14 protein-coding genes are annotated in these 12,382 nt (G+C 38.6%); all 14 read right to left on the bottom strand.

The window, feature by feature from the left end:
* Positions 1 to 97: 97 nt before the first annotated feature.
* Positions 98 to 571: a hypothetical protein gene (locus BIV16_RS01425; protein WP_075679675.1), complete on the bottom strand. Its 474-nt coding sequence runs from the start codon at positions 569 to 571 to the stop codon at positions 98 to 100.
* An 18-nt stretch (positions 572 to 589) separates the two neighbouring features.
* Positions 590 to 5,575: a DUF6531 domain-containing protein gene (locus tag BIV16_RS01420; RefSeq protein WP_075679676.1), complete on the bottom strand. Its 4,986-nt coding sequence runs from the start codon at positions 5,573 to 5,575 to the stop codon at positions 590 to 592.
* 29 nt (positions 5,576 to 5,604) lie between these two features.
* Entirely contained in the window at positions 5,605 to 5,922 is a 318-nt protein-coding gene (locus tag BIV16_RS01415) for a hypothetical protein (protein ID WP_075679677.1), read from the bottom strand.
* Positions 5,923 to 5,924: 2 nt separating this feature from the next.
* Positions 5,925 to 6,224 (bottom strand): hypothetical protein, encoded by a 300-nt coding sequence (locus BIV16_RS01410; RefSeq protein WP_075679678.1) that lies wholly within the window; start codon positions 6,222 to 6,224, stop codon positions 5,925 to 5,927.
* An 18-nt stretch (positions 6,225 to 6,242) separates the two neighbouring features.
* On the bottom strand, positions 6,243 to 6,791 hold the full coding sequence (locus BIV16_RS01405) for a YwqH-like family protein (protein WP_075679679.1): 549 nt from the start codon (positions 6,789 to 6,791) through the stop codon (positions 6,243 to 6,245).
* A complete protein-coding gene (locus tag BIV16_RS01400) occupies positions 6,788 to 7,270 on the bottom strand; it encodes a hypothetical protein (RefSeq protein ID WP_075679680.1) in 483 nt (160 codons plus the stop codon). Before BIV16_RS01400 ends, BIV16_RS01405 begins: the two co-directional genes overlap by 4 nt.
* Positions 7,271 to 7,286: 16 nt before the next feature.
* Entirely contained in the window at positions 7,287 to 7,961 is a 675-nt protein-coding gene (locus BIV16_RS01395; RefSeq protein WP_075679681.1) for a hypothetical protein, read from the bottom strand.
* A 10-nt stretch (positions 7,962 to 7,971) separates the two neighbouring features.
* The gene (locus BIV16_RS01390; RefSeq protein WP_075679682.1) at positions 7,972 to 8,649 is read right to left on the bottom strand and encodes a hypothetical protein; all 678 of its coding nucleotides are present in this window, start codon (positions 8,647 to 8,649) and stop codon (positions 7,972 to 7,974) included.
* A gap of 7 nt (positions 8,650 to 8,656) precedes the next feature.
* Complete coding sequence (locus BIV16_RS01385; RefSeq protein ID WP_075679683.1) at positions 8,657 to 9,280, bottom strand: hypothetical protein; 624 nt, start codon at positions 9,278 to 9,280, stop codon at positions 8,657 to 8,659.
* 75 nt (positions 9,281 to 9,355) lie between these two features.
* A complete protein-coding gene (locus BIV16_RS01380; protein ID WP_075679684.1) occupies positions 9,356 to 10,024 on the bottom strand; it encodes a hypothetical protein in 669 nt (222 codons plus the stop codon).
* Between the two features lie 10 nt (positions 10,025 to 10,034).
* Positions 10,035 to 10,718, bottom strand: coding sequence for a hypothetical protein (locus BIV16_RS01375; protein WP_075679685.1), 684 nt, complete (start codon positions 10,716 to 10,718; stop codon positions 10,035 to 10,037).
* Between the two features lie 10 nt (positions 10,719 to 10,728).
* The gene (locus tag BIV16_RS01370) at positions 10,729 to 11,412 is read right to left on the bottom strand and encodes a hypothetical protein (protein ID WP_075679686.1); all 684 of its coding nucleotides are present in this window, start codon (positions 11,410 to 11,412) and stop codon (positions 10,729 to 10,731) included.
* Positions 11,409 to 11,618, bottom strand: coding sequence for a hypothetical protein (locus BIV16_RS01365; RefSeq protein WP_075679687.1), 210 nt, complete (start codon positions 11,616 to 11,618; stop codon positions 11,409 to 11,411). Before BIV16_RS01365 ends, BIV16_RS01370 begins: the two co-directional genes overlap by 4 nt.
* Positions 11,619 to 11,698: 80 nt before the next feature.
* The gene (locus tag BIV16_RS01360; RefSeq protein ID WP_075679688.1) at positions 11,699 to 12,370 is read right to left on the bottom strand and encodes a hypothetical protein; all 672 of its coding nucleotides are present in this window, start codon (positions 12,368 to 12,370) and stop codon (positions 11,699 to 11,701) included.
* Positions 12,371 to 12,382: the final 12 nt, after the last annotated feature.

The raw sequence follows: 12,382 nt of genomic DNA, 5'->3' as shown, positions 1-12,382 counted from the left end.
CCTTATCTGATCTTCCATTTCTGTTTTTTTATAACTTCTTCAAATCCTCTGAATAAATTTGCAACCACTGTTTTTCCAACATAATTTTCTGCCATTGTTATCTTATCTCTTTATTTTTTAACATTTCATCTAAAAATATCTTTACTTCCTTTTCTAAATACTGATTTGATGTATGAAACGTATACCATGTACAGATAATTATAATTACAATGCTCATGAACATACCAATTATTATGCTATTATCTATAACTCCTTTTTGTATCACATTACCACAAAAACTAATCAATAAAAAAAAGAAAAACAGTACAAACACTATTTCCAGAAAAATAATGATTGCTCTACTTAAAACAGAATCAAATGTCTTTTTCATTTTTATATCTAACTTTTCATTTTCCACATTTATCTCCCATTTAAATGTATTATTATACCGTCCACCTCCTCTTGTCATCTTAATAATCCACTTATCCTTCTTTTTTTCAATTTGATATAATTTTCCTTTATAGCGAATTGAATTCATTTTTTCTAATTTTTTTTCTACAATATATGGTTTCTCTTTTATCGAAATTAACATTTTAACCTCCTTAATTTATTATTCCGCTGCCAAACACATTTTCTTTTCTTCTGAATTATCCAGCGTATTGGTTATCCAATTTGAAAAAATCTCTAATCCATTTTTTAAACCTTGTTTTGCCCAATCCTTTAAACTTTTTCCCTTATATGCTAACACCTCTGTTACCCCATAATATATTAAACCTATTATTAAAGCCACTGCTGCTCCTACCAATGTTCCTGGTCCTGGGACTATACTTCCAATTAGTGCACCAATCGCAACAAATCCTACATCAACACCTATATCTGCAATATATTCCTCCCATCCTGCATTATTTTTATAATTTTCTGTAACATCACTACATACGTCAACTGCAGTTGTAACTATAGTAAAAGCTTTTCCAATCCCCTCTAATCCACCTCGTAATTTAGACGTTGTCCTTGAAATACTTTCAACATCTTCAGTAACAATCCTACTCCAAGTTCCTGCTCCTATATTATTAGGACGTACCGCATCATTGCATCCCTTTATAAGTAATTTCTCCATCCCCTCATTTGCTATCTTGGAACCATCTATAATATACCCTACCGAATTTGTTTCATTAAAATATTTATTTTCTTCGAATTCAAATGATTTCTCCCTGTCGCTTTCCATTTTCTCCTCTGTACTTTCAACTGGATTCAGCCTTCCTACCAAATCACTCGTCACTCCTGCTGTCGGCCACATACCATTCAAATCCACCAAATCCATCGGTCTGTTCCAGCAGTAGTTGTAATGGTTCATCGTGTATGGTACTGCGATATGTCCTTTCAGGAAGTCCTCACTGACAAATCTTCCTGCTCCGGCATCATAGCGTCTTGCCTGGGCAAAGTAGAGGCCTCCTGCGCTGTCCATCTGATAACCGGTAAAGCCGAAGCTTTGCATGGAGTCTTGAAAGATATCTTTTGCCGTCCGGATGTTATTACCGAATTCGTCAAATCCGTAGGCTTCCTCACTTCTTCCTGTCTCATCGGTTAAGCGCATCGGACTTCCTAAGTCATCCTGGAAGTAGAAGTGGTCTCTTCCTTCTTCTTCCATTCCTGCGACATTGCCATCCCAGAAGTAAGTCTGGTCCGGGCCGCTTCCTGTCTTCTGCAGGAGGTTATGGTACTGACGGGTCAGATCTAAGGTATAACGGATGGTCCGGGCCGGGGCTGCATCCCCTGTTGCAATGCTTTGTCCCATTCTGTGGCCTAATCCGTTGTACTGATAGACTGCCTTTTGGATGGTTCCGTCTGTCATTCCCATGGAACTTTCCATCTGGTTTGCTGCATCAAATCCGTATGCCTTTAAGACTTCTTCCCCGCTTGTTACGGTTAACAGGTTTCCTCTGTTGTCGTATGCATAGTCTTTGGTTTCGTTTGCAGTTGTCTCCTGCATCAGCTGGTTTTTCGTGTTGTAACGGTAGGTTGTCACCAGTTCGCCTGCCGTCTGGTACTCGGTCTTGCTGCTTCGGTTTCCAAAGGCATCATATCTGTAGGAGCGGAGTGTTTTTCCATTCTGCGATACATGGATCAGGCGGTTTAATTCATCATAACCATAGGAAAAGCTTCCACTGTCTTCCGGCAGGTCTGGTCTTTCCTTTTCTGCCGTGATTTTATTTCCCATGACATCATAACCGTAGTGGTAACGTTCTGTAAAGTCTGCTCCCGTATGTAGGATCTCTTCGACTTTTCCGGCTCCGTTGTAGCGGTAGTCCGTGCGGTTTCCCCCAGGGAACTGCTTTCCGGTCAGTCTTCCTGCTTCATCGTAGCAGTACCGGATTGTTTTCTCCTGTGCCCCGTTTGATATGAGTTTCATGGCGGTGAGCTGCATCGCTTCGTTATATTCATATGCCGCTTTTCTTCCATCCGGGTAGAGAACGGATGTTCTTTCTCCCATGCTTCCCCATTCATACCCGACCGTTTTTCCGTATGGGTCTGTGACAGAAGATACCCGTCCTGCCTCATCCATGGCAATCCTGGTTGTGCCGAGCCAGTCTTTTACTTCCTCTAACTGGCGGATGGCATTATACGTTAAGGATACGGTTCTTCCGTCTGCATAACGGATTTCTTCGACCTGGCCGTCTTTTCCATAACGGAAGGTAGTTTCATAGCCATCTTTATCCACCTTCGCTTTCATTCTTCCAGCCGGGTCATAGGTGTAGCGCTCCACATCTCCAAGCGGATCTGTCACTGCCAGCACATGGCCTTCCTTATCCCAGGTATAGGTGGTATTCTGTGGTTCTTCCCCATTTGCTCCGGTACAGCTGCTCTGTGTCAGGTGTCCCATCGCATCGTACTGGTAGAAGGTCTCATTTCCTAAAGCATCCGTTACTTTTGCAAGGTTTCCGTTCGGGGTGTATTCGTAACACGTGGTATTCCCATTCTCATCTTCTGCCTTCGTGACACGTCCTAATGCATCATAGGTAAAGTGTGCTGCCCCTCCGGATGGATTCTGGATGGAGATGATACGGTCAAGGCTGTCATAACCATAGTGGTAACGTTCCCCTGCCGTGGTGATGCGCTCCGTGAGGTTTCCTTTGGCATCATAGCCGTAGTGTTCTCCTGCTCCATCCGGGTAACGCACACTCTTTAGTCTTCCACCTTTTTCATACGTATAAACGGTGCTGCTTCCGTTTGGATAACAGATACGCTCCGCTTTTCCGAGCTCGTTGTAGAAGACACTGGTCGTTGCTCCTGCCGCATCTGTGACACTGGTTCTTCTTCCTAAATCATCATAGGTATAGCATGTCACCTGACCGCAGGCATTGGTCTCTTTGACCAGGTTTCCTTCCCTGTCGTATTCATACGCTGTCTTTGCACCGTCCGGCTCCGTCACTTCCGTCAGACGGTTTGCGGCATCATAACGGTAATGGGTGGTATTTCCTTCCGGGTCTGTCATTCCGGTCCGGTTTCCGGCTGCATCATAGGCATAGGTTACCACACCGCCCATCGGAAGTACCTGTTTCACAAGACGGTTGTCTTTGTCATAGAAGTATTCCTGTTTTCCCTGGTCCGGTGCTGTGACGGAACGAATGTTCCACATCCTGTCGTAGGTAAACTGTACCGTATGTCCTTCTTTGTCGGTGTAGGTCTCTACTTTTCCAAGCGGGTTGTAGGCAAATCCTTCCTTATTTCCATCGAAATCCCGGATTGCCGTGATTTTTCCGCCCGCATTGTAGGTGTAGGCTCTCTGGTTTCCCATGGCATCGGTTACCGTTGTGATCCGGTCGGCTGCATCATAGGTATAACGTGTTGCGTTCTGATTGGCATCCACGGTTTCTGTCACACGGTTTAAGGCATCATAACCGTAGGTTGTCACGCCTCCGGCAGCATCTGTTAACCGGACAATGTTTCCTTTGTCATCATAGCCGATTTCGAAAAAGCTTCCGTCCGCATAGGTGACTGCCCGTGGTCTTCCTGCCTCATCGTTTTTGATGATGACTTTATTTCCATACAGGTTTTCTGTTCCGGTCAGATTTCCTTTTGCATCATAGTGATTTTTTAAGCGTTCTTTTCCGTTGATGCTGACACTGACCAGATGGCAGTCTGCATCATAGGTGTAATTGACCCTGCGCTTTAGGGCATCCACGGTCTGGGTGAGGTTTCCGCGGTTATCGTACGCCATTCTTGTCGTTCTGCCAAGACGGTCTGTTCTGCTGATGCACTGGTTTTTGTCATTATAAAGGTAACGCTCTTTGGTTCCATCCTCGTAGATGGTTTCTGTATTGCGGTAACGGTCATCATGCACGTGGATGATTTTGCTGCCGTTGCGCTCTGTGAGTGTAACGCGGCGGTTTTTGTCATCGTAGGAAAACTCCATTGTTCCACCGTCCGGGAACTCCTGGTGGATGATACGGAATCTTTTGTCATAGGTATTTTTTACGGGTGTGACATGACGGGCATTTTCAACTTCCGTGATTCTTCCGTTTTCCCCATAGGTATAAGTGTACTCTGCCCCGGATGCTGTTGTCACTTTCTTTAGTGTCTCCTCCTGGTACTGTAAGCGCACACTTCTTCCGGTGTGGTCGGTTACTTTTTCAAGCTGTCCTTTTTCATTATAACAGTAAGTCAGACTGCTTCCGTTATCCGCTGTGGCTTTTTCTAACTTTCCGTCTTCATAATAGGAAAAAGAGATGCCTCTTCCATTTACATCTTCTTTCCGCAGCATCTTTCCTTCCCGGTCAAAGGATATCTTCTCCTGCCCCGGATGCACGAGGAAATACCCTTTTTCGGTTTCTTTCAGGAATTCAAGCGGCGTGTTTCTTGCAGTGTACTCTTCTTTCTCATTTCTGTCATGGTAGTTAATCTGTCCATCCGCGAGCCGTACCCCGATGGTTCCGTTTTCTTCTTTTTCAAGGGCAATCTGGTAATTATGTAAAAAGCAGTTTCCCAGAACACCTGTTCTGCTGTCTTTTGAGTTATAATACCGGTGGAACGATAACGGAATCTCTCCTGCGATTTTTAGGTCTTCATGTTCATAAATGAAGTTTCCGGTACTTAAGTTTACCGGATCTTCACTGTTCATACAGCCTTCTGCCTCGGTTCCAAGCATCTTTTCTTCGACGGGCTTTTCCACAGTTGCCTCGGCATCTTTGAGGTTTTCTACATCTGCATCTAAAACACCTTTCATCCTTCCCATATCCATGTTTCCGCCATTTGGATCTATGGTATTGGCCAGGTCGTTGATTAATTTTACGATGTTATTGCCGCAGGTAATCTGGCTGCTTACTACGTTTATGTATCTGGTATCCACTTCCTGCACACTCGAAAAAATCTGTTCAATCTGTTTGGCTGTGGTATCTTTCCTGTCAAATATTTTCTTATGGTAAGTGTCTACGTCATCGACATACTTTTGAATATCGAGCTGTCCCAGCCAGCTTTGCACGGTCAGTCCAAAGTCACCAAAAATGTCTTTTATCTTATCCCATGTACCGGTTGGTGTTACTTCGTCTACGTACTTTAAAAGCTTTTGTTTTGCTGCGTCTGAAAAATCTCTTAGCATTGGTATCTTTTGTCCTTTCCTTACTTTTATTATTTTTCCTGCACTTTATTTGTTGCACTTGTTTCTTTCGTCTCAACAGAATCTTTTCTGTTCTTCATATAAGAAATGGTATTTTTCAATAATAACACGTATGCGTCCTGCATCCTCTGAAACATATTTCCCATTTCTTCTATCTGAATAATAGTACTTCCACCACACTCTCCTACATCTGGTGCTGTCTCTACTGTATTTTCCCACTGTGTCTGTAATTTCTCAAGTTCCTCAATATGCGTCTGTAACACATCTGGGTCTATTTCATACATGCCTGAATCTCCGCCGCCATCGTATATTATATTTTTTAATGCCATTTTTATTCTCCTTTTTCAAATAAGTATTCGTCTTTTTCATCTATTTCATCTAAAAATTTTGTACATGTAGATTCTGCTGTCTCGCCCAGTGATGAAACCACATTCGATAAATTCTTTGCATAAGAAATAAACGTATCTAATGCCTCTGCCGTATCACCTTTTTTTATTGCATCCTGTCTGATATTTGCTAAAATATCAAGGTAACTGTCAATTGCATCTTGCAAATTTGTTGCCCTTTGCTTTAAAAATGTTGCCATAGATGTGATATATTCATCCTCAATCTTTAATTCGCTTCCCGCCATCTTCTTTTCCTCCTGATGTTATTTTTTCTTCTTAGTCTTTGACGTTGTTTTTGCTTTTTCTTTTCTTTCGCGTTCTTTTCTTTCTCGTTCTGCTTTCTCCCGCTCTTGTCTTTCTCTCTCTTGTCTTTCCCGTTCTGCCGCTTCCTCTGCCTCAATTCTTGAAATTTCACCATTCATCTGATCGATTCTACTGTTGCAGGATGCGATATTCTGCTGACACGTTGCAATCTCACCGTTTTTCTTTGCGATTTCACTTGCAACACGTGCTATGGCTGTATCAAGTCCATTGCTTACTGATGTATACCGGTTTCCATTGAACAGGTTATCCATTCCCTCATAAAACCCATTCACAATCTTATCATTGATTTTTCCAAGTCCACTTGTGGAAGCCAATTTCGTTACACTAGACGACTTACACCCTGACAGATTTGATTGTAATCCCTCGACTTTGGATTGTGTGGTCTGGAGCTCCTGTATCTCGCGCTGGAGTGTTGCAATCTGTCCATTGTACTGCGCTATTAACTGCTGATTTCTTGTAATTTCATTTCTGCATTCCTCTTTTGTCATGCTGATGCCTCCTCTTTCTTGAATTGAATCTTTTCTACAATATCACGGAAAACCGGATGCCATTCCGGCACTTGTCCATTTTTACAGATACATTGCAGCAAATTCACATTTTCTCCCTCCTTTTGCAAAAGTACCATCGTGAACAATGTATCTTCTATCGTGTAGGATGTGTACTGAATCACACATACCTCATGCTGGTCAATTACTTTTTTGTAAATTCCACGGCACTTGTACCCCGGAACAGTTCTTGTATACATGTAGTTTAGCGCCTGCGCTTCTTTTTCTATACTTAACTCTTTTTGTTCCTTTTGCTCGACTGTTACTGCATTGATTACCACATGATTTTCCCTGTCAACCATCATGAATTTGGGTAATTCTTTTCTCATTCCATACATCTTTCTTTTTTCACCAACCGTCGCTATTTTAAAGCTGTCCGACAGGTTAATCTGCGCCCTGCCATCCCATATTTTATGTTCCATCTTTTTTCACCTTTCCTTATTCGTCCCACATGTCTGGTGTTATACTCCATGTTTCTTGCGGAAATTGAATATTTACCAATTCATATCCTGTATTCATATTTTGTACTACAAAATGCACTGACCAATCTTTCTCACCTGAAAAAACCTGCATGATTTCCTCATTATATGTTACAGCATTAACATTTGCTAAAAATTCTTGTGCTGAACATTGCTTTGTTACTTTCACATTTAATTCTTTATAATCATCACCTATTTCAAAATCGCTTTCTTCATCCTTTTTTACCCGTTCTATAACTTGATTGATATTATTCTTTGCTATCTTCAACCACTTTTTTCTTTGTTTCTCTGTAACCTTTACCTCTATATTTCCATCTTCATTCTTATATATGTATTCGCAAATATTTGCCTCACGCACTTCTTTTATATATTCTGCTTCCGAATCATAGTCAAAAATTTTCGTTATCTCATATTTCTCTAATCCAGTGTCATCATAATCCTTATAATAATTTTTACTGATATCATAATCTTCGTCATCATCTAGCTTTCTTATTGTAATGCCACCTGGCAACTCGGTAACATTTTCCTTCTGTGCAATGTTTGCCTGATCTTTCTTAAATTGCACCATTGCCATCAGGATGCATACCACGACGATAATTCCCATTGTTATTCCAAAAATATTTCTTCTTTTCATTTTTCCTTCCTTATTCGTCCCACATGTCTGCTTCAAGGTTTAAATCTTCTTGTGGATATTGAATATTTACCAGTTCCTTTCCCGTGTCCATGTTTTCTATCACTACATTTACAGACCACGTTTCCTTGTTTTCTGAAAATATTTGAATTATTTCTGCATTATAAATTAAACTTACCATATCCTCCGCATATGTTTGTAATGTGTATTGACTTTGTACCTCGGACATCAAAACTGTATAATCTTCATTAAACTTAAAATTACATTTTTCTTCATCAGCTGTTTTTTCAAGAATCTTGTTTATCTTCTCTTCTGCAGTTCTTACCCACTCTTTTCTTTGTTTTTCTGTAACTTTTACATCCGCATATCCATCTTTATTTATATATATATATTCACATATATTCGCTTCTCTTACTTCCTCTATATATGTCTTTTCATCAGAAAAAACACCAGATATCACATATGTTTCCAGTCCTGTATCATCATAGTCTTTGTAATAATTCTTGCTTGTATCATAATCTTCTACCTTGTTTATTGTGATTCCACCTGGTAAAACCGTAGCATCTTCCTTTTGTGAAGCATCAACCTCACTTTGTGCAGTCTGCTCCTTCTTAAACTGCACCATTGCCATCAGGATGCAAATCACGACGATGATTCCTATTGCTATTCCAAAAATATTCTTTCTTTTCATTTTTTCCCTATTCGTCCCACAGACTCCCTTTTACACTTATCTCTTCCTGTGGATAATTAACATTTATGATTTCAAATCCTGTACGCATATTTCTTATAATTATATTTATTGACCAATCCTCTGCTCCTGAAAATATCTGCTCAATTTCTGCATTGTAAATTAAATTCATCAAATCCTCTACATATGTTCGCCCTGAATATTCTTTATCAGCACTGGATTCTAGAACCGTATAGTCTTGATTGAACTTAAATTCGCACATACTCTCTTCTTCAGTTCGGTCTAATATAACCTCAATATTTTTCTTTGCATTCTTTAACCATTCTTCTCTTTGTTCCTCTGTCACTTTTATATCTGCATTTCCATCTGCATTTATATATATATACTCACATATATTCGCTTCTCTTACTTCCTCTATGTATGTCTTTTCATCAGAAAAAACACCAGATATCACATATGTTTCCAGTCCTGTATCATCATAATCTTTATAATAATTTTTGCTTGTATCATAATCTTCATCATCGTCTACCTTTTTTATGGCAACTCCGTCTGGTAAAACCGTAACATCTTCCTTTTGTGCAGCATCAACCTCACTTTGTGCAATCTGCTCCTTCTTAAACTGCACCATTGCCATCAGGATGCATATTACGATGACAACTCCTACTATTGTTCCAAAAATGTTTTTCTTTTCATATTATTTTATTGTCCTTTATTCATCCCAGGTATCCTCGTCAATATTCCACCCTTCTTGTGGATATTGTACATTTACTAATTCATATCCTGTATTCATATTCTCCACTATAAAATGTACCGACCAATCTTCTACTCCTGAAAACACTTGCACAATTTCCTCATTATAAAGCACACTCTTAACATCCTCATAAAAAGTTTGGGGGGAATATTGTTTTGTCATTTTAACTGTTAATCTTTCGTAATCCTCATCCACCATAAAATTGCACATATCCTCTTTTTCCATACGTTCTAAAACGTTATCTATATTTTTTTTTGCCCCTTCTAACCATTTTTTTCTTTGTTTACCTGTAACCTTTATTTCTGCATTTCCATCTCCATTTTTATATATATACTCACAAATATCCGCATCACGTATCTCTTTTATATATTCTGTCTCCGAATCATAATCAAATACCGCTGTTATCACGTACGTCTCTAATCCCGTATCATCATAATCCTTATAATAATTTTTACTGATGTCGTACTCTTCATCATCTTCTATCTTTTTGATTGTAACTCCACCTGGTAATACTGTAACATTGTCCTTCTGTGTAATCCGTTCTTTCTTAAACTGTACCATTGCCATCAAGATGCAAATCACGACGATAATTCCCATTACAATTCCAAAAATATTCTTTCTTTTCATTCTACCTTCCTTACTCATCCCAGGTATCTGGTGTTATATTTAATTCTTCTTGCGGAAACTGAATATTTACAAGCTCATAACCTGTGTTTACATTTCTAATCACTATATTCACAGACCAATCATCTCTCCCTGAAAATACTTGCATAATTTCTGCGTCATATATTAATGTAAATATGTCAGATGTATAACTTTTTACTGAATATTTTTTTGAAATATCCGACTCTAAGACTGTATAATCGTCATTAAACTCGAAACTACACATTTCCTCTCCTTCTAAATTTTTTTGGATTTTTTCTATGCTTTGTTCCGCTGATTCTATCCACCTTTTTCTTTGTTCCTCTGTTACTTTTACATCCGCATATCCATCTTCGTTCTTGTATATGTATTCACATATACCTGCTTCCCTTATTTCTTTTATATATGATTCTTCATCAGAAAAAACACCAGATACCACATATGTTTCCAGTCCTGTATCATCATAATCTTTGTAATAATTTTTACTTATATCATAATCTTCGTCATCTTCTACCTTGTTTATTGTGATTCCATCTGGTAAAACCGTAGCATCTTCCTTTTGTGAAGCATCAACCTCACTTTGTGCAGTCTGCTCCTTCTTAAACTGCACCATTGCCATCAGGATGCAAATCACGACGATAATTCCCATTACAATTCCAAAAATATTCTTTCTTTTCATTCTACTTTCCTTACTCATCCCAGGTATCTTCGTCAATATTCCATCCTTCTTGTGGATACTGTACATTTACCAATTCATATCCTGTGTTCATATTTTGCACTATAAAATGTACTGACCAATCCTTTTCTCCTGTAAAAACCTGTATGATTTCCGCATTGTATAATAATACTTCTACATTTGATAAAAATTCTGATGGTGAACTTTGTTTTGTTATTTTCACGTTTAATTCCGTGTAATCTTCACTTATTTCAAAATTACTCTCTTCATCGTCTTTCACCTTGTCCAAAACATATTCTATGTTTTCTTTTGCACTGCCTATCCATGTTTCCCTTTGTTCCTCGGTCACTTTTACATCTGCATTTCCGTCTTCGTTCTTGTATATGTATTCACATATATCTGCCTCTCTTATCCCTTTTATATATGTTTCCTCATCAGAAAAAACACCAGATATCACATACGTTTCCAGTCCTGTATCATCATAATCCTTGTAATAATTCTTGCTAGTATCGTAATCTTCGTCATCGTCTACCTTTTTTATTGTGATTCCACCTGGTAAAACCGTAACATCTTCCTTTTGTGCAGCATCAACCTCACTTTGTGCAATCTGCTCCTTCTTAAACTGCACCATTGCCATCAGGATGCAAATCACGACGATAATTCCCATTGCTATTCCAAAAATATTTCTTCTTTTCATTTTTCCTTCCTTATGTCGTACTCTTCATCATCGTCTATCTTTTTGATTGTAACTCCACCTGGTAATACTGTAACATTGTCCTTCTGTGTAATATCACTCTCATTCTGCGTAATCTGTTCCTTCTTAAATTGAACCATTGCCATCAAGACACATATTACGATGACAATCTGTTCTTTTTTAACTGCACTAGCGCCATCAAGATGCATACCGCAATAATAATTCCTATTATGCTTTCAACTATCACTAATATATTACTTTTTGCATCTTTTTTCACAAACTCAATCCTCTACTCTTTCCACATATTAGGTTCAATCCTTAAATCCTCTTGCGGATATTGAATATTTACAAGTTCCTTTCCTGTACTCATATTTTCTATTATTACATTTACTGACCATTCTTTTTCAGTTTCTGAAAATATTTGCATTATCTCAGCATTATAAAGTAAATTTATTATATCTTTCGCATATGCTTGTAATGAATAATTTTTTTCCACCTTTGACTCTAAAATTGTGTACTTCTCTTTAAATTCAAAACTACACTTTTCTTCGTCCTCCATATTTTTTAGAATTATATTTATATTCTCTTCAGCTGTGCTTAGCCATTCTTTTCGTTGTTTTTCTGTGACTTTTACATCCACATATCCTTCTTCATTCTTATATATATACTCACAAATGTCTGCTTCACGTATTTCCTTTATATATGATTCTTCTGAATCATAATTAAACACTGTTGTTATTACATACGTTTCTAATCCCGTGTCATCATAATCTTTATAATAGTTTTTACTGATGTCGTACTCTTCATCATCTTCTATCTTTTTGATTGTAACTCCGCCTGGTAATACTGTAACATTGTCCTTCTGTGTAATCTGCTCTTTCTTAAACTGTACCATTGCCATCAAGACGCATATTACGATGACAACTCCTACTATTGTTCCAAAAATGTTTTTTCTTTTCATATTATTGTCCTC

It is taken from the genome of Roseburia sp. 831b (assembly GCF_001940165.2).
Classification (GTDB): Bacteria; Bacillota; Clostridia; order Lachnospirales; family Lachnospiraceae; genus Roseburia.
This window is presented reverse-complemented; position numbering and strand designations above follow the sequence as displayed.